This is a genomic window from Aedoeadaptatus nemausensis, assembly GCF_903819165.1.
Lineage (GTDB): Bacteria > Bacillota > Clostridia > Tissierellales > Peptoniphilaceae > Aedoeadaptatus > Aedoeadaptatus nemausensis.
In genome coordinates, this window is record NZ_CAIJCS010000026.1 from 1 (window position 1) to 25,131 (window position 25,131).

The window sequence follows — 25,131 nt, forward strand, 5'->3', positions numbered from 1 at the left end:
ATTCTTCGACAATTTTCTTCTTCAATTCATAACTGTATTTTGCCATTAAAAGACCCCCAAAGGTTGGATTTCTTGGTCCAACTTTTGGGGGTCAGTGCAGTTTCCCCTCGTGGATTTCCATCCTATTTATTTGCTGTAATCGTAGAATCCCTTGCCGCTTGTAACGCCAAGCTCTCCCTTGTCGATTTTTTCGTCGATCATTTCGATGAGACGATAGGTTACGGATTCGGGATCTTTTGCATCGGGTTTCATGTTTAAGATATTGCTTACGGTTTTAAGTCCTACTACGTCCATAATTTGGAAGGGGCCTACGGGCGCGCCTGTGCCGATACGCCAGGAGGCGTCGATGGTTTCGGGATCGGCAATGCCTCTCGCCCAAAGATTTTGGCCTGCATCGAGTAAGGGCACGAGGAGCGAGTTCAGCACATAGCTCGGTTGTTCTTTATGAAGCTGAATGGGCACCATGTTCATGTCTTCCGCAAATGCCACCACTTGTTCGTAAACCTTGGGATCGGTTCCTTCGTGTCCCATACATTCCGCCGTGTTATGTGCCCAGATGGAGTTGGCGAAGTGAAGCGCCATGTATTTTTCCGGGCGGCCGGTGTGTTCGGCGAAGGTGGAGGGCAAGAGGGTGGAGGAGTTGGTACAGAGGATGGTTTTTTCATCGAGGATGTCCTGAATGCTCTTGTAGAATTCGATTTTTTCCTCGGTGTTTTCCGCCATGGCCTCGATGGCGATATCCGCATCTTTCAATGCCTTTTCTTTATCCAACTCGAGATGAAGATTTTCTTTCATGTTTTTTTCGCCTTGGGCGATGAGCTCGTCGATTCCCTCCACGGTTATGTTGTTCCAATCGCGAATGAGGGCTTTCGGGTAAACGAAAGCGCCCAGGGGGTTGCCGACGAATTTCTTCGCATCTTCCAATGCCTGTAAAATAGCCTTGGTGTAGTATTCGATTTTAGGTTCCGTACGGCCGATGGAGCCTTCGCTTCTCAGCCAGATGGTGGTGTCGTGACCGGTGTAGGCGGACATAAGGGCGATTTGCGTGCCGAGGACACCTCCGCCTAATAGTACAACTTTTTTGAATTCCATGATTGCCTCCTTTTATATTATAACAAATGCTTTTTCCTTGCATTTACTTCTTCAAAATTTTACCTACCGAACAATCGAGGTTGTTCTATATGGTGGGTATTTCTTATGTACCCTATAAGCTTTTTTTAAAACAATATTTAATAGTTTTCCTCGGTTTTTTCTTTTATTTTTTTCATATAATTGCTTTTATAGATAATATTTTAATTTTTAACTCTTATTTCTTTTATTCTGCAAAAAATTCTGCATAAAAAACGCACCCTCTCGGGTGCACTCGACGCAAACCACATCAAAATACATCCACGCCACAAAGAGCGTAGACGAAGAGGCTGAAAATGTTTTAGCCGAGATCGCCAAGCCCAAACTAAAACTCGTTAAATAAAAAATCGGGATAAAAATCGGGACGTCGGGGAATAATCAGCAGCAATGATAGGCAGCTAAACGATAATGGAAAAGAAAAACGGCTGATTTACGCCATTAAACGTAATCAGCCGTTATCATACTTGGTGGACAGTACTGGACTTGAACCAGCGACCCCTACGATGTCAACGTAGTGCTCTACCAACTGAGCTAACTCTCCTCACTATTTATAACAATAAATAGTATACCAAGCTTTCTTCTTTTTGGCAAGAAGTTTTTACCTGTTCTTTACGCCATGAGCATAAGGGCCATTTTCATTTTACCTTGAGCTTCAACGGAATGGAGTCCCCCTTCTTCAAAGTACATAAGATCGCCGACTTTCAGTTCATGATCCTCGCCTTCGTAATTTACTTTAGCCTCGCCTTCTAAGACTGTGAGGACGGCGTCGGCGGGCGCCCGATGGGGGCTGAGTTTTTCGTCGCCGTCGAAGGCCATGAGGATGAGTTTCATGGCGTCGTTCGAAAGTATTTCTCTCTTAGCCACTGTCTTTTCTTCGTAATCGATCAGTTCTTTTAGTGTGGCGACGTCGCCGCCTTTAAATGATATGTTCATTATTCCTCCTCGCTCAATGGTTCTTCTATCCATTCTTGTAATACACGGGCGTGGTTGATCGTCTCGCTTTTAGCGGCGTAAATCAGTGTTACGGGCGAATCATTAAGGCTTTTAGTTATTTCTTTTCGCCACGCCCTCGCCTCTTTCGATGCGTTCAGCTCTTCCCGATATTTTTCGGCGAAATCCGAAAAGCGATCTTCCCGGTGGTCGAACCATTTTCTTAAACCGTTGGACGGGCACACTTCTTTTGCCCATCCGTCCAATTTCGCCTCTTCTTTTTTCACGCCTCTCGGCCAGTAGCGATCGACGAGGATGCGCTTCCCGTCGTCGGAAGAAGCTTCTTCGTATGCTCTTTTTATTTTTATCGAATGCATGTCTATCACCTAAATCCAGCATAGATCACTTTTGATTTTGATTCCGTCTCATTTGTTACGCTATCCCACGTAGCGATCATTTTCCATAATAAATGGCGGGGCGACTTGAGGATCGGTGTAGTCTTTGAATTTGTTTTTTAAATAGCGGTAGCATGCTTCTTTGGTTTTGAATTTTACGGCCTGATAGGGTTCTTCGAACGAAATTTTTTCCACAAACAGATAGCCGTCGCCGTCTTTTACGAGAATGCCCACGTGACCGATAAATAAATAGTTTCCGTCGAGATTATCGTGGAGCACCACGGACATCATGGCGGCATTTTTCGGAAAGCGCATTTTGGAAAGGAAGGACGCCATGACTTTTCCCTGTTCCGCCGGGTCTTTGCTTGCGCCGGTTTTAACACGGCTGAAGAGGCGCATAAAATCCGCCATTTCCTTCTCGTTGAGTATATTGGAACGGTTCAAGGCTTCCCGATCCATAAAGAGGAGTTCTCCGTCTTCCTCTGTCTTATCGCTCACTTCCATATTATTCTTTAATAGAAGATAAGATGTGATCCGGCAATTGGTATCGGGATATTCCCGCTTCCCCTTCGATTGGGCTTCAGTGATTTTTCCCACATCGTAAGTAGGGGCGGCCTTTTTTGTGAAGTCCGCCGTTAAATAAGCGGCGGCGGAGCGATTGTAATCCTCTGCGAGCTTCATCAGCCGATCTACATTCTCGGGATTTAAAGCTGATTTTAATCTCGTTTCCACATACTCTTTGTCTTCCGCACTGAGCATATTGGAAATAGGCAGGTTTTCGGCTTGTTTCTCGGGCAGCGTTTGTTTTTTGTTTGCAGTTTTTATTCTTCGCCTGCATAGGCGCCTCCTGTATCGGCGATTTCTCTTTTGCATCTTCCCTTTTCCGGCTGAAGCCGTTACGCTTCGCCGAACCCCCTTCCCCGAGTTTGTTCGAGGGGCAGCGCCGCAAGCGACGATGATCATGGCCAAGACCGCCAACGCAATTAGAATGTGCTTTAATTTCATTTTTATTTCCTCATCTTTATTTTATTTGCGCCTATTTTATTCTCTTTAATTGAAAAAATGGTGATCAAACGGAAAATTTACGGTGGCGAATCCCTTCGCTCCGCCGTGGAAGTTTTCCAATACTTTCGCTATAATCATATTATTAAAATAATTATAAAGGTGAATTATGTACCCTTCCAAACGAAATGATACGATCGATCTTATTAAAACTGTAGCTATTTTTTCAGTTATAGTCATACACGTTGCCGCTCCCTACGTGGCGGGAGATGTTGCCGGCAAATTTTGGCCCCTCGCCTGCTTTTTCAGGAGCCTGGCTTCCGGCGGCGTTCCCCTGTTTTTAATGGCCAGCGGGGCGCTCCTGTTGCGTCCTGAAAAATATATGCCTCTTGAAAAACTCTACGGAAAAAATATGCTCCGCATCGTGCTGGCGCTTTTTTTCTGGGCTTTTCTTTACCGCGCCGCGCCTCTTTACGGCGGCATCCATTCTCCGGGAGAACTGAAGGACATCCTCGGCGATTTAATCCTTTTTCGCCACAAGGATCATCTCTATTATCTCCACATGATAATTCTTGTCTACGCTTTTTTGCCCTTGAGTCGAATCGTCGCCTGCCACTCCACGAAAAACGAAATGCGCTATCTCTTGGCTCTGTGGTTTTTCCTCGGGATTTTTCTCCCGACGATCAGATCTTTTTATACCTTGGACGGACTCGGCGATATTCCCCTTCAATGGATCATGGTGTTTTCTTACAGCGCCATCGGCTACACTTTTATGGGCTATTATCTTTCGGTGCAAAAACCGCCTAAAAACCCCTACGCCTTAGGAGCGGCTTTGGGACTGGCCATTGTCTTCGGCGGTACTTTTTATTTTTCAAGGACGCTTGGACAATTGGAGGAGCGTTTTTTTGAAGGCATGTCCACAGGGGTCTTCCTTTGGTCTTCCGGCATCTTCGCCCTTTTGCAACACATTAGGCTTTCGGAAAAAGCTAAGGCCTTCGTCCTGGAAATTTCGAAAAGCTCCTTCGCCATTTATCTCGTTCACGTCCTCGTGTTGGATTATTTGAAGTACTTTTTCCCGGCTCTCGAAAGGCTGAGTCCTCTCATCGGAATCCCCGTCATGACGGCGGCAGTCTTCGCAGTTTCCTATATTCTTTACAAAATACTCTCCTACATTCCCGTCGTACGAAAATGGCTGATTTAGGAAATGAACAAGCGATGCACGAGCATCGCTTTTTTTGTTGGAGCTATAGAAAAATCCAATTTATCTTTCGATGTTTTTATTATAAAATATAAATTCATACATTTAAATTTGGTAAGTAATAATCATTCCCGGTTAACGGCAAGTGAAAGGAGAAAATATGAAACGAAAACTAGCCCTGGCCATGGCCTTTCTACTCTTTATGAACGGAACAGCGCCTACTGCTGAGGTTTTCGCCCAAACTACGGCGGAGACGAGGGATTCCGGCATTACTGACGAGCCGACGATTATGAAGCTCAGTGCGGAAAGTTTAACTTTTAAAGCGGATGACCTCGCTCGCACGGCGCGAACAAATTTGACCGGCACTAATCTTTCAAAAGAAGCCATTACTGTTACTACGGAGAAATTCCCTGCAGATGCACCCGATATAAAATGGGGCCTCATTCCTATCGATAGTGAATTTGTAATGGGATCAGCCCAGATGCCGGAGGCTCGCGATACGGAGGATTTGATTTACAAGACCACCTTCTCTACGGCCAATGGGTCAAGTAAGACTATAAGCATCGTCTTAAAGTCGAAGAGCGCAAAAACAACCGAGAAATCTTTAAAATCCGTGGACATCGATCCCGCCACACTGCCAAAATCCGGCGGCGATGTAAAGATTACCCTTAAGGGCGAAAATTTGGAATCGGCGGATATTCTTTCGGAGATTCGCATCCGCGAGGCTGAACAGGATATTCCCTTCAACTGGGAAAAAACGGCAGATGGTTTACAAGCCACTTTATCGATTCCGGCAAACACGACGGAAAAGAAGATCATCTACTCTTTATTTTTTGAGATGGCCAATGACATGACTCAAAATCAATCCGGAAAAATAACCGTCGCCGCCGACGAAAGTGAATCTGCGCCGAAAATTCTCCTTCTAAATGCAAACCCGACGAGCTTATCTCATGAAGGCGGAGAGACCACCCTCAATATTATGGCGAAAAATGCCAAAGCCGACGATATTTTCTGGACAGTAAAGAAGGATGGCCAAATCGCTCCGGACTTAAAACCTCAAGCAAAAAGTGATATCGCCTATTCCCTTTCCCTTCCGGAGAATAAGACGGATAGGGATATGGTCTACACGATCGAGGCTAAAACCCTATCGAGTAACGCACCGGTTGTCACGAAAGTTACTGTGAAGGCTAAGAGCGATGCATCGCAGACGGAGTCCAATTCCAAGATAATTTTTATGGGAGACAGTGACAAAACAGTGGACGCAAAAGGCGGAGAAGAAACCTTTAATGTCATTGCCACTCCTAATACAAGCGCCTCTAATGTAAAACTTCGCATTACAGAAAACGGCGAACCTGCCACTATCCCCTACACAGTTACCGGTGACGGGGCACGTAAAACCGTAAAAATTAACTTCCCCGAAAATAAAACAGCGTCTCAGGTAGTGTATAAGATTACTTTTAATGCCAAGGGAAGCGATACGGAGTTTCAAAAAGATGTGGAGGTCACCTTCACTCAAGCGCCCGGAGAAGTCGTAAGCGCAAAAATCAATGAAATGTCCGTCAGCAACGATCAGTTACCCCTCGAGGGAGGAGACACCACCATCTCCCTTAAGGGCACGGATCTGAGTAAGGCAAAACTTATAACGAAGCTTTACAAGATTCAAGACGGCACAGAAGAAGAGCTCCCTATTGAAAACTACCTGGCATCCGATTTTATGGGTGTCGATAAAGCGCAATCCGCCACTTTAAACTTCCTGGAAGTTAGGGAGGATACGGAGTTTCTATTGAAGGTCTCCGCCGACGGCGAGCACTGTTTAGAAAAGACGATTTACCAAACATCGGAAGGTTCTAATCGTAAGACGGAATCTCTCGCGCCTAAAAAGGCCTTCACCATCGGAGATAATAGTCTCATCGTGGATTTCGACGAGCCGGTGGAAGAAGCGCGCACAAATGCCATCTTAAAAAATCTGAAGATTTTGGCGGGAAATGACTCTATTTCCTTAAAGGCTGACGATGCTATTTCCTTCGACGGCACGACCCTGAAAATTAATTTTAAAGAGCCCGTATTCAAATTTCCCGACACTTATAGATTATCTGTAGGCGCCCGTACTTTTAAATTAAATGAAGATGCGGAAAATGCCGCCTTTGATTTCGCCATCGAAAGAAATGCTCCCTATATCGAGAGCGCTACTTTTGTCGAGGGCTATACCTTAAGTTCTCCGGGAGGAGAGGTCGTTTTAAAGCTTAAAGGCTATAATCTTCCCGAGAATTTGAAAGTAAAGATTCTGGAAAATAATAATGAAAAGACACCTCTCCAGGTGACGCCCGACATTACAGGGGGCGCCGACGAAAAAACCGTTCGCTTCACGGCACCTGCCAATGAAACGGATCGCGTGCAAAGCTACAGCGTCCTCGTCTCTACAGACGGTAAGCAGTATTCTTCGGAAATATCCAATATGGAGAACCGCTTCCGCCGCATGGTGGTGTCGGTTCTTCCGGAAAATGCGAAGGCCGATGCACCGCAAATCGATTTTATGCAAATCCAATCCTACGGCAATACCGAAGGCAGGGATACGACCCATACCAATACCCCCGCAGGTCAAGGCTCTAAAAAGACCTTGGTGTGGATTTACGGTGCCAATTTAGATGCCGATCATACCCGCGTGCGTCTCGTAGATAAAAATGGGGTTTACTGGTCTCCCACTTACAGTACGGGCAAAGATAAAAGTACCAGTATTCTCATGACCATGTTGGACGGCATGCGCGGCGGCACCCCCGGCATGACGGGCAAGGGCAATAATATGCTTATGGAGATTATCTTGCCGAGTGATTATAAGCCGGATGAGTGGGAAGGCTATAACAAGGGCACTACCTTTAAATACGAAGTCGCCCCCGACGGAGTAAATTTCGATACCGGTGTTAAAGTAAGCGCCACCGTCAGTTACGACGGCCGGGAACCGAAGATCGATTTGAATTCGTTGCTCGCCGATATTACGGTCCGCCACGTAGACAAGCAAGGTAAGGATCTCGTGGAGCCGGAAGACATTAAGGCCTACGAGCATCTGTCTCCCAATAATTTCCAAAAACTTCTCCCCCTTCGAAATGAAGGTGGATTTATGGAAGGTTTTATGGGTTATCGCGTCGCCGATACCGATGAGCTTGTGAAAGGTGCGGAAAATGAAGGGCCTCAAGGCATCGAATACTACGACGGTAAGACGGTTAAGGAGCTCGTCAACGAAAATGGCGAAATTGTTCTGGTTTATGACAAAGAACAGGATTCGACGGAGCCGGATAAGTCCACACAACCTAATGAGCCGGATGAAACCACTAAACCTGATGATCCTACTCAACCGTCTGAACCCTCCAAGCCAACCGAGCCGACGAAACCTATAAATCCTGCAGGGCCGTCGACGCCGAGCGATGACGGTGAACATTACGTCCTAACCCCGGTGACGCCGACTAAGGAAACGACGAAACCGGAAACCGAGTCCGCTCCTCGATCGGGCTATATTTCCGGCTATCCCGACAATACCTTCCGCCCGGCTAAGTCCATGACCCGCGCAGAAGCCGCATCTATTTTAGCGAGACTTCATAAATTACCGGTGACGGATGCATCGAAGCCCGCTTTCACGGACGCCGACGGATGGTATAACGGGGCGGTCAATGCCGTCGTCAAGGCAGGCTATATGAAGGGTTATCCCAACGGAAGCTTTAAACCTGATCAGCCCATTACCCGCGCCGAGTTTGCTCAACTCCTCTCCTCTTTCTTAAACGGAGAATCCGCCGCCAATCCCTTTACGGATACGGCAAATAGCTGGGCGAAGAAAGCCATCAACAAGGCATATTCTCAAAACATCGTCATGGGTTATGAAGACAATACCTTCCGACCCGAATCTCAGATTACGCGAGCCGAATCTGTGGCCATGATGAATCGTACCTTTAAGATTTCCCCCGCTTCCCACGCCGCGAATCCATTCGTCGACGTGAAGAAAGATCACTGGGCTTACGAGGACATTCTTGCCGCAGTCAATTTTAAATAAACATTTAGGGAGTACACGCTGTACTCCCTTTTTTGTGGAGAAATCTAGGGAGAAAATAAAAAACCACCCGAAAGTGGTTGTGTCGAAACTGTTGTATTACAGTTTACGAAGAAATGTCTCGCCTAAAACATAGGTAATGGGTCGACCTTTAATTCTTGTGATATAGCCGCTTTTTTCTAATTCATCAAATTCCTGAGTCGCCTTGTATTCGCTGATTCCTTCATTGAAAACATTTATAAGCTCTCTTCGCTCGATGCCTGAATTATAATCGAAGTAGTAGTTTTGAGCCAGGATTAATACGACACTCCTCTTGAATTCCGTATTTAATTCATTATCTTCTCCTATACATGTTTCCGCGCGATTTAACTTGTCCAGATTTCGATTGAGGTAGTCGATAATATCTTCCTGCCCGGCAATGAGCAATTTGAAAAAGGAATCGATGAAGTAATTCATCTCTCCTCGGCTTTGTGGCAGGTTCGTCGTGCTGAATGATTTGTAGTAATCCCTCTTCATAATTCGGGAACCCCGCGCCAAGGACATGGCCGTCAGATAATTATATTTTTCGATTAGATAGAGGCTGCCAATAAATCGGCTGACGCGACCGTTACCGTCATAAAACGGATGAATATAGCCGAAATAATAGTGAGCGATGGCGATTCTCAGCAATAAATCAATGCTTTCATCGGATATAAAGCCGAGGAGCAGAATGACTTCTCTTTCGATCTCTTCTTCGCCGAGGATGCCTCGATGGATAACCTCACCATCCACCGCATTCATTTTCTGGACGTATACCGCATCTTTTCTAAAATATTTTCCATCCGGTCTGTCCGATTCCTTGATTTCTCCCTTCGTTATTTCATCGTAAATCTTTCGAATGTCCTTTAGATCTTTAGGCGTTTTCAAAGAATCTTTTAATAAAAAATATGAATTGATCATGCTTGAAAAACGATCGTTCCCGCTATAACCCGATGTGACGAGCTTACGTGTGGTTTCTACGATTTCATCTTTACTGGAGCGAACACCCTCGATTTCATTGGTGCTTTGGAGCTCGGCGGAAATGATCTCGATTAAAAATGACTTCTGTGCAACGACGGGTAATTCGCTTTGTAGGTCATATAAGATTGTATCGTTGTGGCGAATACGATCGATGTAGTTTGCCGTATCGCGATTATATACGTAATAAAGTTGGTGGGTTTCATCGTGACCATAGGGCTTTATATACAGATCGGTCCTGAGCGTTTCTTCAAAATTAAAACGACTTTTATAAATCGCATCAAAATTCTTTTTATCGGCATAGAATACCTTGTGTAAATACATCATAAAATCACCTCCCACACAGCCGGACTTATATTTCGAATCGGTTTCATTATACCATTGTATTTTTTGAAAATGGCGTTTTTTTAAAAATAGAAGTCCTTAATAGCATCTGTAATTTTTGAAATAGACTATTTTCGCAAATTAGAATATGAAATCTCGTTTCTTTTTCCGATTAATCCCATTTTTCAAATTGAAATTTTATCTCTAAAATGCTCTCACATTATTATTGGACATGAAAAAGCCGGACTGCTTTTGCAATCCGGCTTTTTTGGTGGAGACGGCGGGGGTCGAACCCGCGTCCGAGAACTCTTCCACCGAGGTGTCTCCAAGCTCAGTTTTTCTTTAATTTTCCCCTATGACGAAAAGAAAAACAAAAGGTCGCCATAAAGTAGCTTCATAGATTCCACATGCGGGGCAAAGCTTAGCCGCATGCGTTTCACCACTTATTTGACACTTCCCTAAGCCGTGGTCCTCTTAGTTCCGTGAGCAGGGTTAATTACGCTGCTAGTGCTACGTTGTTTTCGTTAGCATTTAATTTTTTGAGCCATTTTAACGTTGCCTGACTCATCAACGGCTTGCTACCTCGGATTCCGAATCCCCGTCGAAGCCAATTCGTCCCCATAGGTAGTAATAGATTATCTTGTTTTTTCCACCTTGTCAAATTCCATTAAAAAAAGCCTGCCGTAGCAGACTCTTTTTATTCTTCGAAGTTTTCCACGAGATCGCCGCCCTTGGTGTAAAGATAGTAGTAAAGGCCGCCTTTTTTCATGAGCTCGTCGTGGTTTCCTTGTTCCACAATGCCTTTTTCCTTTTCCATAACGAGGATGGTATCCGCCGCTTCTACTGTAGAGAGGCGGTGGGCAATGGTAATCGTGGTGCGTCCCTTGGTGAGTTCGTCCAGGGAATTTTGTATGATCATTTCGCTTTCGTTATCCAGCGCCGAGGTGGCCTCATCTAAAATTAAGATCGAGGGGTTTTTCAAAAACACGCGGGCGATGGAAATGCGCTGTTTTTGACCGCCGGAAAGCTTCACGCCTTTTTCGCCGACGTGGGTTTTAAATCCTTTTTCCAGGGCCATTATAAAGTCGTAAGCATTAGCCAGCTTCGCCGCCGCCATTACCTCTTCGTCGGTGGCGTCGGGCTTGCCGTAGCGAATATTTTCCATAATATTGGTGTTAAAGAGATACACATCTTGTTGCACCATGCCGATATTGTTCCGTAAACTCTCGAGGGTTAGATCCCGCACGTCCTGGCCGTCCACTTTCACCGCTCCCCTATCTACATCGTAGAAACGGGGAATGAGATTGCAGATGGTGGTCTTCCCTGCGCCGGAGGGGCCCACAAGAGCCACGTTTTCGCCGGGGGATACGTGGAGGCTGAAGTTTTCGAGAACCTGTGTCTTTCCTTCGTAGGCGAAGTCGACGTCATCGAAGATGATGTCCCCTTTAGGATTTTTCAATTCCACGGCGCCTTCTTTATCTTCGATTTCGCTTTCGATGGACATGATCTCACGGAAGCGTTCGATGCCCGTGGTTCCTTTCTGGAAGGTTTCCGTAAAGTCGATAATACGGCGCACCGTGGCCACCATGGTGGTGACGTACATGATGTAGACGATCATGTCCCCCGGAAGGATTTCCCCTGCCATCATGTAGAAACCGCCGGCGATAATGACGATAAGGTACATAATGCCGTCGAAGTTACGGGTCACGGCGTTAAAGCCTGCCATGGCCTTGTAGTATTCTCGCTTGGTTTCCAAAAAGCGGATGTTTTCGTTTTCGAAGCGTTCTTTCTCGATGTCTTCATTGGCGAAGGATTTCGTCACCCGAATGCCGGAGATGGAATCTTCGATGGTGGCGTTTAAATCCCCCATCATGGCTCTTTGTTTGCGCTGAGCATTGAGCATACGAATGCGGAATTTCCGCGCCGCAATCATCATAATGGGAATCATGATATAGAGGATGACGGTGAGTTTAATATGCACCGATGCCAGAATAATAAAGGTGGCCACGACTTTTACCAGGCCGATAAAGTATTCTTCCGGCGCATGATGAGAAAATTCCGTAATGTCGAAGAGATCGTTGGTGATCCGGCTCATAATCTGGCCCACTTGAGTGTCGTTGTAAAAAGACGCACTCAGCGTCTGCAGATGATTGTACACATCTCGACGCATATCCTTTTCGATATTGGCACCCATCATGTGGCCGATATTGGTCATGTAATAGGCCGCGACGATTTCGATGGCCTTAATGACGAAAAACAAGATGGCGAGACGGGCGATAAGAGACGGGGTAATGAGGGCGATATCTTTCGTCCCCAAATTGGTCATGTACCGTAAAATCACCGGCAGGACGATTTCCGAAACGGTGGTGAGTCCTGCACAGAGCAGGTCGGTAAACAATATGCCTTTGTAATGTGCAAAATAGGGTTTGATCACGTCAAACTTTTTTAACAATCCGTTCTCCTTTCTGTTCCGTTATATCCAAAGGGATAAAAAGTATAAGAGCAAGAGGTGCCCGGGGTAGAAAATATAAAAGCCGTAGCGGCTTCCCCTGCCCCGCTTGCCGTTGTAAGCGTAAATAAGCGGTAGTGACAAGTATACCATACCGTAGAAGGCGGCTTCAAAGAGAAAGGCGAAAAGGCCCATAGTCATGGTTCGACGTCTGCTCCACGCCGCTAAATAAAAGAGCACGATGGCGATAATGCCGGCGAGACCGTAATCGAAGTTGAGGATCTCGCATAGGATAGCTATAAGGATAAAGACGAGGGCTTGAAGCAAGCTCTTTTTTCTGCCGTCGAAACGTGTTTCCATTTCCCGTAAGATGGCCACGGTGGCGACGCCGAAAGCCAATTCAAAGAACACGTTTTGGTGACCTAAATAGAAGGGTTCACCCGAGAGGCATAGGTTAAAGGGGATTTCTGAAATAAGGGCAAAGGCCAGGAGCCGAAGGATTTGCTTTTTATAATCCCTCGTGAGCAGGGCGCCCTGTACGAGTAAAAAGCAAAAGATGGGAAAGGCGATACGCCCGAAGATGGTGGCGACGGTGCCCAGGGTCTCACCCATGGGGACGTTCCAAAAGACGGGCACGCCCAAGGAACTGTATGTCCTCGAAACCTGAAAGCCTATGGAATTAAGTGCCACACCCTGGCTTAAGTGATCGAAGAACATAAAGACGCAGGCGATGACCTTGAGTGCATTGCCGCTGAGACCGCCTTCTCTTCGCCAATTGGCGAGGAGCGATTCTTTTTCTGCCGGAGTTAAAAGACTATTCATTTTTCACCTCCAATAAATCCTGGTAGTCCATATCGTAGATCGTAAGGAGCTGATATTCCGGATGATCTTTCGCCACGCGATCTTTCAGCTCCTCGTCGATGTCCTTTATTTTCTGTTCCAAATTCATGGGAAGCAGCACGTCGAAGACGAGATTGAGCCCGTCTTTTCGATCGACGATGCGAAAATCGTGAAGATCCGATGTGGGCACGATGGCGCGGAGATTGGCCTTTACGTAATCGTAGAGCGCGTTACTTCGGGGGTCGTCGATGCGTATGGGATCGATGTGAATGGTCGCGTCCATATGGTATTTTTCTTCGATATGGCGCTCGATTTCATCGATGTCCTGGTGAATATCCATCACATCTTTTTCGCTGTCCACCTCCACGTGGAGGGTGAGGAAGCGATGGGTGGCGCCGTAATCGTGGTACATAAGATCGTGCACGCCGAGAGTTACGGGAAAGCTTTTAATGTCACGGGTAATGGCGCGCAGCAGTTCGGGATCGGTCTTTTGCCCAAGAAGAGTATCCACCGTATCCCGCAAAGTTTCCCAACCGCTTTTGGCGATAATGACGGAGACGATAAGCCCCATCCAGCCGTCCACATTGACGGAAAACATGGAGGTGGCGATTAGGGAGAGGAGCACGGCCCCTGTGGCAAACACGTCGCCCCGAGCGTCGTATGCCGTGGCGACCAAAAGCTCGGAATCCAGTCGCTTGCCCAAGATCAAATTGTAGCGGTATAAAAAAAGTTTTCCGAATATGGAAATAACCAAAACGGCCACGGCGAGGGGCGTAGCGTCGATGGTGCCCGGATTTATAATGTTTTTAACCGATTGCCACATTAAACTGCCGCCGGTCCAGAGAATAATGAGGCTCACTAAAAAGGACGCCAGATATTCCATACGGGCGTGGCCGTAAGGGTGATTGGAATCTGCCGGCATGGAGGCGAAGTGAAAACCGATAAGGGAAATAGCCGAGCTGAGCATGTCCATTAAATTGTTCATCCCGTCGGCGATCATGGAGATACCGCCGGTGAGAATGCCCACGCCGATTTTAAAGGTTGCAAAGCCTAAGTTCATGGCGATGCCCAGGATGGAGGCTTCTTTTCCCATGGCCATGCGCACCCTTTGATCGGCCGGATTCGGCGTTCGCCGTTTTAAATATCCTTCTAACATACATTTCCTTTCCGCTATAAGGAAGGGAGCCTTTCAGCTCCCTACCCTTCGCTTCCGATTTTTATTTTTAGTTTCGTCAGTTTCAGACCTTGCATTTCGTTCACCGTAAAGACGATGTCGCCGTAGCGAACTACATCGCCCTGTTTGGGAATGCGGTCCAAACGCTCGATGACGAAGCCGCCGATGGAGTCGGCTTTTTCGCTGGCCAGATTCAGGTGGAAGTGATCGTTCACCTCGTCGATGCGCAGTTCCGGATCGATGAGATAGACCCCTTTATCCAGGAGAATAATATCTCGGGAATCCAAGTCGTATTCGTCGTCGATATTGCCCACCAATTCTTCCAAAATATCTTCCATGGTGATAATGCCGCTCGTGCCGGCGTATTCGTCCACCACCACGGCGATGGAAAGATTTCGGGCCTTCATTTCCCGGAATATGCGGTCGGCCACGGCACTTTCGCCGATAAAATAGGGATCCCGTAAGATTTCCTTCAGATGAATCTTTTCCCCTTGAGCCAAGAGACGCACCACATCTTTCATATATAAGATGCCGATAATATTGTCGATGGAATCTTCATAAACGGGAACTCGACTGTAGCGATTTTCCCTGAGAAGCTCTAAAATTTCCTCTTCTGTCGATTCCACATCCAGGGCCACCACCGATGTTCGGGGCTTCATCATGTCCGACGCCGTGGCGGAGGAAAAGTCCAGGACATTGTCGATATAGGTGCGCTCCTCGCTTTGGAGCACGCCCTCTTCTTCCCCTACTTCTACGAGGGTCTTAAATTCCTCTTCCGTAATGGTCGGGGACTGGCTTCCCTGGGGAAAGAGAATGTTTTTCAAGAAATTCGTAAGGGCCGAGAGAAGGAACACGATGGGCTTAAAAATAAAGGCGATGCGGGCGATGTGCTTCGCCGCGGCGCGGCTCACCGCTTCCGGCTGCTCCTGGGCGACGGTTTTCGGCAGCACTTCTCCGAAAATAAGGACGAGCACCGTCATGACGATGGTGGCCACGAGGGGGCCGCTCGCACCTAAAAGTTCTGTGAAAAAGACGGTGGCCACGGCGGAAGAGGCGATGTTGACGATATTGTTTCCGATTAAAATACTGGAAATTAAGTCCTGTGGTTTTTCTAAAAGTTTGAGCACCGCCATGCTCTTCTTATCGCCGTCACTCGCTCTTTGACGCAAGCGAATTTGATTCACCGATGTCAGCGCCGTTTCCGACGAAGAAAAAAACGACGACAGAACGATCATAAAAAGTAATACCGGTATATATATCCAAACATCTTCCATTACGACACTCCTAATTGTCCTTCAAATACGTAGCGATCCTCTTTCAGATTCAATTCTTTTACGCGCAATTTTCCCGCTACCGTTCCTTCGAATAATGCGGCGGGGTTTAGACGAATTTCTCTACGGGAACTGTCTACCGCCATTCCCTGCCGGTTGACGACGCGACCGAAAAGAGCGAGGCTCGCCTCTTCGGGGAGGGGCAGGCGCCCGAGATCCATGCTCTGAATGGCCATGCGCACCTCGCCTCCCTCGGTTACCGAGGGCACGGCCCGCACGGTGAGCGTGCTTTTAAAACCGTAAGCCTCTACGGGCACGGCGAAATTAAATGTGTTGTCGATGTAAAAACGGGCCCCTTCCCCGGACTTTTCCAGTTCGCGATTGACTAGGGTTTCGAAGCCTTCTCCATTTAATCGAAGCTCCATTGAGGGATTTTTGACGATAGTTTCTTGCCGCAGTTCTTGAATTTCCCCTTTCGGCCGCGTCGCCGTAAAGAGGACGAGGACGAAAAAAATATTCAAACCCAGCAAAATGAAAAAAGCTCGTTTCCAAAGCGATTTGTGCATGGTTTACTCCTGTGATATTATTTTCTTGTGAGTATTCTCACTTATTCTTTCATCATACTATAACGGAAAAAATAATTGTAGAAAATTAGGAGGAAATATGCTTGAAAATATGAATACAAAGCGGTGGATCGCCTTCGGCGTCGCCCTGTTAATTATCGGCATCTCCGCTTTATCCACGGGTCTTAGCAATAAGATCAATAAAGAAAAGCGAATGAAGCAAATGGAAGAGACGGTAAAAAATTCCGTGGGAAATCTAAACGAAAACATCTTGGAAGACGGGAATAAAAACGAACGGATCGCCGTGGTAACCGTCGACGGTGCCATTATGAACTCCCCTCAATCCGGTATGCTCGGCGCAGGTTACGATCACAAGGGCACACTCAAAGCCTTAGACGATATTTTACAAGACGACACGATTAAAGGCGTACTCTTAAAGGTAAACTCTCCCGGCGGCGGCGTCTATGAAAGTGCGGAGCTTCATAAAAGATTCGACGCAATGAAAGCCCATAAGAAAAAACTTTACGTCTCCATGGGCAATACGGCGGCCAGCGGCGGCTATTATATTTCCGCACCGGCGGATAAAATTTACGCCGCGCCCTCCACGCTGACAGGTTCCATCGGCGTCATTATGGGAGGCAATAATGTGTCCGGTCTTATGGAAAAATTGGGAGTACAAAACCAAGCCATTAAAAGCGCCGCACACAAAGACATCGGCAGTTCCACTCGCCCCATGACCGACGAGGAACGGGCCATTTTACAGGGCGTTATCGACGATATGTACGGCGAATTCCTGCAAGTAGTCTCCAAGGGCCGGGGCATTCCCGTCGATCAGGTGCGCCCTCTGGCCGACGGCTCCGTCTTTACGGGCAATCAGGCAAAGGCCAACGGCCTCGTCGATGAAGTCGGCTATGAAGAAGATGCCCTCGCCGCCCTTAAAAAAGATTTAAAGCTGGATACGCCTCAAGTCTTTGAATACTCCAATGATTTCGGCTCCGCTTTCCTTTCCAATCTCTTCTCTTCAAAATTCGCGGCACCGCCGGTAACCGAAGAGCAAGTTGCGGCCAAGCTTTTACTGGAATCTTTCTCGGGAGCTTCCCGCCCCATGTACCTCTATGGAGGGATTTAGATGAAGAAAAACCACTACGACCCCTTTAAAAAAGAAAAGAGGAGTCTCTTTTCAAAGAAAAAAGAAGCTCCCGAAGTCGAAGAGGAAAATATCGAAGTGTCGGAAGAACCCAAAGTTGAAAACTTCGAAGAACTCCACGAGTTCAAGGAACGTCCCCTCCCCCGCCGAAGCAAATACCCGATTTCATCGGTGGTGGCGGCAGGCTTTTGGATTCGCACCGTGGCCTTTTTGCTGGATCTCGTTATCGCCAAGGCCTTCTCTTCCATGATCGCCTCCCCGATTATCGCCATCGCCGGATGGCCCGGCGGGCTCTTTTCCGCGGCGATCAAGGGAATCGCCTTTTACCTCTACTTCATCCTCTCCACCTATTGCACCAACGGCCAAACCTTGGGCAAGATCATCTGCGGTCTCCGGGTGATTCACCCCGAGGAAGAGCGCCTCTCCTTTACTACCGTCCTCGTCCGGGAAGGCGCCGCTCGCTTGATTCAAACCACCTTTATGATTCTCTATGTGGTCACGGCCTTTACGGAGCGAAAACAAAATATCGGCGATCTCCTCGCCGACACCTATGTGGTAAAAGAAGAACTTTACGCTATGGAGCGAGAAGACGAAACATTGTTTTATAATTACAGTATTTAAAACACCCTGTACAACCTCCAAGCTTGGAACAATAAATTCAAGCTTTGGAGGTCTTTTTAAAATAAACAAAGTATAAATTTCTAATTATCTTTTTATATTTTCTTAAATGCTCGTAAAGCCTTATTCTATGTGCTTTCGAGTATTTTTACTGTAGGAAGATACTTCACGTTTCTTTGCATATTTCCTCATGTCTTAGCTGTCAGAAGTGGTAAATAAGTAGTAAATTCATTTGTACTACTAAGCAACAAGACGCTCCTGTTGCTTCTCTTTATTCAAGCGTTTCATTTCTGCCATTGCAGAATCGAATGTTGCATGTGCGTAATAGTTCAGCGTCATGGCTATATTAGCATGTCCCATAATGTACTGTAATGCCTTTGGATTCATTCCTGCATTTGCATAGTTGGTACAGAATGTATGTCGCAAACTATGTGGAGTGATGTGTGGCAATTTATCCTCGTTATACTTATTGTATTTCTTAACAAGACCTTTCATCATGCCGTTGTAATCACTTGCCACTTTTGGATAGTTCTTTCTATTAAGAAAGAGGAAATCACTATATCCATCAATCTCAACACGCTTATCATTCTTTCGATTCGCTAACACTCGCTTAAATGCTTGATAGGCTTCTTCAACCATAGGAACTTGACGTTCGCCACTTTTGGTCTTTGGTGTTTCAATGTAGTACCCAATTTCAGTATCTCTCAATAGCTGATGGTCTATATTGACAAGACGATTCTCAAAATCTAAATCTGGAAGTGTCAAACCACCAAACTCTGAAATACGAAGACCTGTTTTTAAGAGTATCAGAATTTCATCATAATTTTTGCTGTAGGTTTTATCAGCTTTTGCAAAGGCTAACAGTTTTTCTTCCTGTTCTTCTGTTAGTACGGTCTTAGGGACAGTATCATCATCAAGAACTGCTTTCAGTTGAAAGTCAAATGGATTCTTCCGAACACAATCATCTTGTATAGCAATATAGAATGAAGCCTTTAAAGAACGTTTGTAGTTATTGATGGTTTGATAAGCATAACCATTTTCACTCATTCTAATAGCCCATTCTTTAGCGTCTGATGGCTTAATACTGTCAATACTTCTTACACCTAACTTGTCTTTCTTCAAAATATCCATAAGATATTTGCGTCCAGTTTCAGTGTTTTTTCTAACCTTTGGTCTTTGAGCGTTCTGTTTTGCGTAAAGCTGGCAGAGTGTCATTTTCTTTCCTACAACATCAATACCATCATGAATGTCTTTCTGTAACTCTGCGATTTTCTCTCTAAGTGAGATACAATCACGCTTTCCTGCTGGTACTCGGTCTGTAGCCACAAGTTTCCACGAGTAAACAAATTGCGGTTCTCCAAATGAATCTATATATTTGTATAAGTATCTTCCGTCTTTTCGTTGGCTCTCTCCAGTCTTTAAGATTCGACCTTTATTGTCACGTCTTTTTTCTGACATGGCATTTGCTCCTTTCCTTTATGGAAAGAGCCTTGATACGACTTAATACTATTTTATCATATACAAGACCCTTTGGCGACGCTAGATTGCGTCCAATGTATCTATAATTTTTTCAAATTGTTTTCGTTTAATCTGAATACGATTGCCATTCATAATCAGCCAATTTGCATTTTTATTTTCCTCTGCCAAGCGTCGTAGCTTGTTTTCGCCAATACGAAAATATTTTGACGCTTCTTCAATGGTTAGGGTATAACGTTCCCAAATAGGAATGTCAGTCTGCTTCATAAAATCCTCCTTTCCAAATCACTTATTTGGATTTCATAAAAGTTGTTTTACCAGCAATCGAACAGCTTTAGCAAAGCTCACGGGAGTTCCACCCCTGCATGGTTCTCATGTAGCCATACTCATTGCCTGCGACGGTTTTATCACGCTCGGACTATTGACTGTATGGGAGTATCATTATCACGATAAGAATGTCGTTGCAGGCAATCCTGCTAAAGATTGCTTCTCGGATCACTAACATGAATCGCTCGCTATCTTTATAAGATAGGTCATGGCGGTTAGTTCCGTTGGCTCTTTTCTTATCGAAACGTATTCGATTACTTTTATTCAGTTTTCAAAGAACAATGGCTCGTTAGCCTATCAAAACACATTGAAAGCTCAATATGCTTTGGTGGAATAACAAACCTCCCTGTTCGGGAAGCGTGGAATGGTTTAGCACGCTTCCACGAAAGGAGAGAGGATATTACTTAATTTCAAATGACAAAATCTTTGTAATCAGTCTGGTTTCCATTCTTCCACGTAAGACTTCATCAACGACCATACTTTGATTGCCATATTCATCTTTCATAAGTCGTAGGGAACGCTTCGTTATGTACCCTCTGTAATGATGTAGAATCTGGTTAATCGCTTCGGTATCGCCATCTGTTGCCTTTACAATGAGAGGAAAGGGAATCATAGGATATTGTGTTTTCATTCTTCAAATTCCTCCATAAACTTTTTAATTAAGGCTAGTCCACTGGTTCTATGCCGATAGACAGTAGAACGGTTCAATTTCAACAGGTCTGCAATTTCTGAATCGCTCATGTCCATAAAGTAAAACAGCAGTAGAATTTCACGTTTCTTGTCTGGCAACTCACGTAATGCTTCACTCAACAAATCATTTTCAACGCCTACTGATAACCCATTGAGTGTAAAAATCTGAAAGTCAGTTGAATAGTTATCTGTTGTCGCAAACTGGCTAACAAGATAATCGCCAACATCCGAAAAGGACACCTCACGCTTTGCAATCCTTGAAAGATAAAGCATATAATTCTTTCGCTCGTCTTCCATAGCACGTTTACAGATATAGTCAAACTGATTTTCTATTGTGGTCTGAAAAGAAGATGGTTTCATGTTTCTCACCCCCTTTCTGTCTAGGAAAGGAAGTGAGCCTTGCTCGTTTATCTCCTTTCACTCTTAGTCCCAATGTGAAAGGGGGATTTGTTGCATTACTGATAAATAAACTTTGTAAAAAAGTTCTGAATAGCCAAAAAAGCATATAAACAGATTTATTTCTCTGTTTACATGCTTCTGTTATTCTATCTATATGATTTATAAAACCACATTGGTGGACGTACTTATCTATTGCAGATAGACGACTTTTTTTGACAAGAACCCAATGTAAGGAAATTTATTGTATATGATGTACTTCATGGCGACGTTGACCTCCAACAAACCGCCATTTGGAAGTAATATACAATATTTTAACAGCGTAAATAGCACTACCATATAACGGTTTTTTTTATTGGCGTTTAGTAGTGCTTTTTATTAAATATAAACCTATAAACCATATAACACGTTTTTCTATACCTGTTTTTAATTCAGTAGGAACAATAAAATGTATAGAGGTGGTCTACTATGCGTAAAAAAGAAGATAAATATGATTTTAGAGCCTTTGGTTTAGCCATTAAAGAAGCTCGATTGAAACGAGGTTTAACTCGTGAACAAGTGGGAGCATTGATTGAAATTGACCCACGGTACTTAACTAATATTGAAAATAAAGGGCAACACCCCAGCATACAAGTTCTTTATGACCTTGTATCGTTACTTCATGTTTCCGTTGATGAATTTTTCTTACCTGCTAATAACTTGGTAAAAAGCACCCGACGATTACAGATAGAGAAATACATGGATAGCTTTACAGACAAAGAACTATCCTTAATGGAATCTTTAGCCAGCGGTATCAACGAAGCAAGAAACATCGAAGACTAATTAAAAGAATCCATACATAACGGAAAGAGCCGATAAAATGAGATTGTATTAATCTCATTTTATCGGCTCTGCGTCTTTGCGTCTGGCTCTGTAATCACAGTTACTTTGAACTGCTTTATTTCAATTAAATTTTCTTGTCTGCATTTCGGACAATAGAGGGGGAATTTTTTTAATTCAGTATCTTCCCTTATCTTTAATCGTGTTTTATTTCCACATACAGGACACAATATCCACTTGTAGTTTATAATAACTATCTCCTCCTTTACACTTTAATTCAAATCTTTATTAAAAAATATTTCATCTTATTTAACAAGAAACCATATTTATATAACAACATAAAATACACTAAGTTATTTTATTGAACATATATCGTACTTTATCTATCCGACTATTTGGACGACGGGGCTGGCAAACAGGTTCACCGGTAGTAACATGGTACCCTTTTAACTCTGTTAAACAAACACTACGTCCATTTGTAAAGAAAGTTAAATCACTACGATATTCTTGAATACACCGAGCAGGGATTTCTCCACTAAGAATGACCTCATTATTTTTCAATTGAGTGTCTACGATGTTCGCACAATATTTAGGAGCATCGTTGTATGCTCGTGAAAGATATTCCTGTGGCGCATAAATTTTAAAACTAAGATATGGCTCTAACAATTCTGTTCCAGCTTTTTTTAAGACTTGTTCCAATACAATAGGAGCAAGCATCCGAAAATCTGCTGGGGTACTAACAGGGCTATAGTATAAGCCATACTTAAAACAGATTTTACAATCCGTCACATTCCAACCATATAATCCTTGTTCGCAACCATAGCGTATCCCTTCCATAACTGCATTTTGAAATGATTGATTTAAGTATCCAAGAGAAACCGAGCTCTCATACTGCATTCCACTTCCCAACGGAAGCGGTGATACAGATAAACCAATGGAAGCCCAGAAAGGATTTGGCGGCACTTCGATGTGAATGGTATATTCTGCATTTTTTAACGGTCTCTCCATATAAATGACTGTAGGCTCTTTTAGTTCTATCTCCACATGATACTTTTCTTGCAACAGTGCACTAATCACTTCCATTTGTACTTTCCCTAAGAAAGAAAGTATAATTTCATGTGTCGTAGAATCCACGTAATATCGTAGAAGCGGATCACTATCTGAGATTTCCAAAAGGGCATCAAGCAACATTTCTCTCTGTTCAGGTTTACTCGGTTCAACAGTTGTTTGTAGTAGAGGGTGCGGATTTTCAATCTTTTTTCTCTGTGGCAATAGTTTTGTATCTCCAAGAACACTATTTAACTTCAAAAACTCATTTTGCAAAATAACAATTTCTCCAGAATAAGCTCTATCAATCTTACATAATTCACCATTTATTGAAGTATACATTTCTGTAACTTTTATTTTTTCTTTTTCTGATACTCTAACCGAATCTCGTAAATGTAGTACTCCACTATAAAGGCGTATATATGCAAGACGTTGTCTTTTTTTTGTATATTCAATTTTGAAAACATTTCCGCAAAGTTCAGACGGACCTCGATGTGTTGATGAATAAAATTTATTCGTAATCACTTCTATAAGGTTATCAATCCCTATATTGTTTTTTGCACTTCCGTGATAAACAGGGAACAGGGAACAATTATGAAATCTTATGCTTTCCTCTTGTTCGAGTTCCAATGCTTCTAATGATTTACCGGACATATATTTCTCTAAAAGGTCATCGTTTCCCTCTATTACCGTATCCCATTGTTCAGATTCGGTAAAGTTCGTCACACACATATTAGGATACAGTTCTACCTTCTGTTTGATTACAATTTCGGCAGAAAGTTTCTCTTTAATATCCTGATAAACCGTTGATAAATCAATTCCATTTTGGTCAATCTTATTGATAAAAAAGATTGTGGGAATCCCCATTTTCCTAAGTGCATGAAATAATATACGAGTTTGTGCTTGTACGCCATCTTTTGCAGAAATCAGTAGAATTGCCCCATCTAAAACTGATAATGAACGATATACTTCTGCTAAGAAATCCATATGTCCTGGCGTGTCTATGATGTTCACCTTCGTATTTTCCCACTGAAAAGAGGTTATTCCTGTCTGAATTGTAATTCCTCTCTGACGTTCTAAAAGCGTATTATCCGTCCTCGTTGTACCTTTGTCCACGCTTCCTAATTCTGTAATCGCTCCACTGTTATATAATAAGCTTTCTGTTAAGGTAGTTTTTCCTGCATCAACATGAGCTAAAACTCCAATATTAATAATTTTCATGTGATTTTCCTCCATTCAAAAACCCAAAAGGGCATAAAAATCCCAGTGATAAATACTTTTATCACTGGGATTTTTATGCATAACCATAGGTATACAAAGCATACAGATATTCTCTGGATACTTTAGAATCACATGATAAAGGTATTCTTAAACTGGGTACAAAAAACTAAGCCCTCCTAAAAAAGGACATCTAATTATTTGTTCCCGCTATCAAATTGAGATACCTGCGTTGCTTTGGTCTGCTGGTCGATATACTCCACTGTCAGCGATACCGTGACTTGATTATCCTTACGATTGTGAATAGGATTTACCAGTTCTTGAAAGATGTACTCTTTTCCGATTGGTTTTAATATCCCGTCATTCACATAGTAGGAAAGTTCACTGGCTGTCGCTGTAGGATAGAGCTTGAAGAACGTCGTTAAAAACTCATTGATTTCATTGGTTGTAATGGAATCAACCGTCCCCTCACTTTCAATGGCTTTTGGTTTATAACTTGATTTCTTAGGTATGTTGGTAATGGTCGGATTCTTAACCAGTACCATATTTCCAGAACCATCTACATAGACACTCACTATATAAGCAGAGTGGACGGTCTTTGTATTTTCTCCCTCTGTAATGAGCTGGTCTACACTGTAGGTTACATTAAACTCATTGTCGCCAGTTGGCTCTACCGTCCATATCTGAAATCCTCTTACAGAAGACGATACAGGAATATCTTTGCGTACTGTATCAACATTGAGAGCTTGAAGTTCATCTGTCAGATAGCCTTTTAGACTTTCCATTCGATTATCAATGGACTTGTCGGATTGCTCCCATGAATAGTAGACTTTCGCAAAGTTCTCTACAAAATTTTCTACATGATGAGTATCAACGTATTCCTTTTCTATGATAGTTGTTTCGTGAATAGTATGAGTATCTATAGCTGTAAAGTGCTTGAATATCGCAAAGCTGAAACTAAGCCCTAAAAGTACCCACAAGGCAATCACAACCTTTTTATGAGGATTGACCTTATAGACACGAGGTTTCTTTTCCTTTGGTATCTGTTTTTCTTTATTCTGATTTTTTCTAAATTTCATCATTAAAT

At 44.0% G+C, this 25,131-nt stretch carries 23 protein-coding genes, 1 tRNA gene and 1 other RNA gene; 5 read left to right on the forward strand and 20 right to left on the reverse strand.

The genetic code is table 11. The annotated features are described in order from the left end of the window. Window positions 1-126 precede the first annotated feature (126 nt). The 5 genes from PEPTYR26121_RS07245 to PEPTYR26121_RS07265 form a co-directional block, all read right to left on the reverse strand. Window positions 127-1,092 carry a 3-hydroxyacyl-CoA dehydrogenase gene (locus PEPTYR26121_RS07245; RefSeq protein WP_180500645.1) on the reverse strand — a complete coding sequence of 322 codons (966 nt, stop codon included), beginning with the start codon at window positions 1,090-1,092 and terminating at the stop codon, window positions 127-129. Between the two features lie 501 nt (window positions 1,093-1,593). After that, window positions 1,594-1,669, reverse strand: a tRNA-Val gene (locus tag PEPTYR26121_RS07250). Window positions 1,670-1,737: 68 nt separating this feature from the next. Next, window positions 1,738-2,061 (reverse strand): cupin domain-containing protein, encoded by a 324-nt coding sequence (locus PEPTYR26121_RS07255; RefSeq protein WP_180500647.1) that lies wholly within the window; start codon window positions 2,059-2,061, stop codon window positions 1,738-1,740. After that, window positions 2,061-2,435, reverse strand: a complete 375-nt coding sequence (locus PEPTYR26121_RS07260) for a DUF488 domain-containing protein (protein ID WP_180500648.1) — start codon at window positions 2,433-2,435, stop codon at window positions 2,061-2,063. Before PEPTYR26121_RS07260 ends, PEPTYR26121_RS07255 begins: the two co-directional genes overlap by 1 nt. A gap of 60 nt (window positions 2,436-2,495) precedes the next feature. After that, on the reverse strand, window positions 2,496-3,458 hold the full coding sequence (locus tag PEPTYR26121_RS07265) for a DUF4300 family protein (RefSeq protein ID WP_180500650.1): 963 nt from the start codon (window positions 3,456-3,458) through the stop codon (window positions 2,496-2,498). A gap of 166 nt (window positions 3,459-3,624) precedes the next feature. Here PEPTYR26121_RS07265 and PEPTYR26121_RS07270 point away from each other — a divergent pair, with 166 nt between their 5' ends. Next, window positions 3,625-4,656: an acyltransferase gene (locus PEPTYR26121_RS07270; RefSeq protein ID WP_180500652.1), complete on the forward strand. Its 1,032-nt coding sequence runs from the start codon at window positions 3,625-3,627 to the stop codon at window positions 4,654-4,656. A gap of 157 nt (window positions 4,657-4,813) precedes the next feature. Next, entirely contained in the window at window positions 4,814-8,692 is a 3,879-nt protein-coding gene (locus PEPTYR26121_RS07275) for an S-layer homology domain-containing protein (protein WP_180500654.1), read from the forward strand. A gap of 96 nt (window positions 8,693-8,788) precedes the next feature. Here PEPTYR26121_RS07275 and PEPTYR26121_RS07280 read toward each other — a convergent pair whose 3' ends face one another. The 7 genes from PEPTYR26121_RS07280 to PEPTYR26121_RS07310 form a co-directional block, all read right to left on the reverse strand. Next, window positions 8,789-10,012, reverse strand: a complete 1,224-nt coding sequence (locus PEPTYR26121_RS07280) for a Fic family protein (protein ID WP_180500655.1) — start codon at window positions 10,010-10,012, stop codon at window positions 8,789-8,791. 266 nt (window positions 10,013-10,278) lie between these two features. Next, window positions 10,279-10,629, reverse strand: a transfer-messenger RNA (tmRNA) gene (gene ssrA / locus PEPTYR26121_RS07285). A 77-nt stretch (window positions 10,630-10,706) separates the two neighbouring features. Then, window positions 10,707-12,461: an ABC transporter ATP-binding protein gene (locus PEPTYR26121_RS07290; RefSeq protein ID WP_180500657.1), complete on the reverse strand. Its 1,755-nt coding sequence runs from the start codon at window positions 12,459-12,461 to the stop codon at window positions 10,707-10,709. A gap of 21 nt (window positions 12,462-12,482) precedes the next feature. Beyond that, window positions 12,483-13,280, reverse strand: coding sequence for a TraX family protein (locus PEPTYR26121_RS07295; RefSeq protein ID WP_180500659.1), 798 nt, complete (start codon window positions 13,278-13,280; stop codon window positions 12,483-12,485). Then, the gene (locus PEPTYR26121_RS07300) at window positions 13,273-14,454 is read right to left on the reverse strand and encodes a cation diffusion facilitator family transporter (RefSeq protein ID WP_180500661.1); all 1,182 of its coding nucleotides are present in this window, start codon (window positions 14,452-14,454) and stop codon (window positions 13,273-13,275) included. Before PEPTYR26121_RS07300 ends, PEPTYR26121_RS07295 begins: the two co-directional genes overlap by 8 nt. A gap of 41 nt (window positions 14,455-14,495) precedes the next feature. Further along, a complete protein-coding gene (locus PEPTYR26121_RS07305; RefSeq protein ID WP_180500668.1) occupies window positions 14,496-15,746 on the reverse strand; it encodes an HlyC/CorC family transporter in 1,251 nt (416 codons plus the stop codon). After that, a complete protein-coding gene (locus tag PEPTYR26121_RS07310) occupies window positions 15,746-16,309 on the reverse strand; it encodes a DUF2140 family protein (RefSeq protein ID WP_180500670.1) in 564 nt (187 codons plus the stop codon). Before PEPTYR26121_RS07310 ends, PEPTYR26121_RS07305 begins: the two co-directional genes overlap by 1 nt. Window positions 16,310-16,406: 97 nt before the next feature. Between PEPTYR26121_RS07310 and sppA the strand changes: the two genes are divergently transcribed. Both sppA and PEPTYR26121_RS07320 read left to right on the forward strand, forming a co-directional pair. Then, a complete protein-coding gene (gene sppA / locus PEPTYR26121_RS07315) occupies window positions 16,407-17,435 on the forward strand; it encodes a signal peptide peptidase SppA (RefSeq protein ID WP_180500672.1) in 1,029 nt (342 codons plus the stop codon). Continuing rightward, window positions 17,436-18,074, forward strand: coding sequence for an RDD family protein (locus PEPTYR26121_RS07320; protein ID WP_180500674.1), 639 nt, complete (start codon window positions 17,436-17,438; stop codon window positions 18,072-18,074). Between the two features lie 237 nt (window positions 18,075-18,311). On the opposite strand, the gene PEPTYR26121_RS07325 is transcribed toward PEPTYR26121_RS07320, so the two are convergent. The 4 genes from PEPTYR26121_RS07325 to PEPTYR26121_RS07340 all read right to left on the reverse strand — a co-directional run bounded on the left by PEPTYR26121_RS07325 (window position 18,312) and on the right by PEPTYR26121_RS07340 (window position 20,924). Next, the gene (locus PEPTYR26121_RS07325; protein WP_001291561.1) at window positions 18,312-19,529 is read right to left on the reverse strand and encodes a tyrosine-type recombinase/integrase; all 1,218 of its coding nucleotides are present in this window, start codon (window positions 19,527-19,529) and stop codon (window positions 18,312-18,314) included. Window positions 19,530-19,610: 81 nt separating this feature from the next. Further along, window positions 19,611-19,814 (reverse strand): excisionase, encoded by a 204-nt coding sequence (locus PEPTYR26121_RS07330; protein WP_000814511.1) that lies wholly within the window; start codon window positions 19,812-19,814, stop codon window positions 19,611-19,613. Window positions 19,815-20,274: 460 nt separating this feature from the next. Beyond that, window positions 20,275-20,505 (reverse strand): helix-turn-helix domain-containing protein, encoded by a 231-nt coding sequence (locus tag PEPTYR26121_RS07335; protein ID WP_000857133.1) that lies wholly within the window; start codon window positions 20,503-20,505, stop codon window positions 20,275-20,277. Further along, window positions 20,502-20,924: a sigma-70 family RNA polymerase sigma factor gene (locus PEPTYR26121_RS07340; RefSeq protein WP_000804885.1), complete on the reverse strand. Its 423-nt coding sequence runs from the start codon at window positions 20,922-20,924 to the stop codon at window positions 20,502-20,504. The genes PEPTYR26121_RS07335 and PEPTYR26121_RS07340 overlap by 4 nt, the downstream gene beginning before the upstream one ends. A gap of 504 nt (window positions 20,925-21,428) precedes the next feature. Here PEPTYR26121_RS07340 and PEPTYR26121_RS07345 point away from each other — a divergent pair. Beyond that, complete coding sequence (locus PEPTYR26121_RS07345) at window positions 21,429-21,782, forward strand: helix-turn-helix transcriptional regulator (protein ID WP_001227347.1); 354 nt, start codon at window positions 21,429-21,431, stop codon at window positions 21,780-21,782. Window positions 21,783-21,841: 59 nt separating this feature from the next. Here the strand turns inward: PEPTYR26121_RS07345 and PEPTYR26121_RS07350 are convergent, their stop codons facing one another. The 4 genes from PEPTYR26121_RS07350 to PEPTYR26121_RS07365 form a co-directional block, all read right to left on the reverse strand. Then, window positions 21,842-22,009, reverse strand: a complete 168-nt coding sequence (locus PEPTYR26121_RS07350; protein WP_000336323.1) for a cysteine-rich KTR domain-containing protein — start codon at window positions 22,007-22,009, stop codon at window positions 21,842-21,844. A gap of 118 nt (window positions 22,010-22,127) precedes the next feature. Continuing rightward, the gene (gene tet(M) / locus PEPTYR26121_RS07355; RefSeq protein WP_000691727.1) at window positions 22,128-24,047 is read right to left on the reverse strand and encodes a tetracycline resistance ribosomal protection protein Tet(M); all 1,920 of its coding nucleotides are present in this window, start codon (window positions 24,045-24,047) and stop codon (window positions 22,128-22,130) included. A 15-nt stretch (window positions 24,048-24,062) separates the two neighbouring features. Continuing rightward, a complete protein-coding gene (locus tag PEPTYR26121_RS07360) occupies window positions 24,063-24,149 on the reverse strand; it encodes a tetracycline resistance determinant leader peptide (RefSeq protein WP_011058339.1) in 87 nt (28 codons plus the stop codon). Between the two features lie 92 nt (window positions 24,150-24,241). Beyond that, window positions 24,242-25,126, reverse strand: a complete 885-nt coding sequence (locus PEPTYR26121_RS07365) for a conjugal transfer protein (protein WP_425484718.1) — start codon at window positions 25,124-25,126, stop codon at window positions 24,242-24,244. Between the last annotated feature and the right edge of the window lie 5 nt (window positions 25,127-25,131).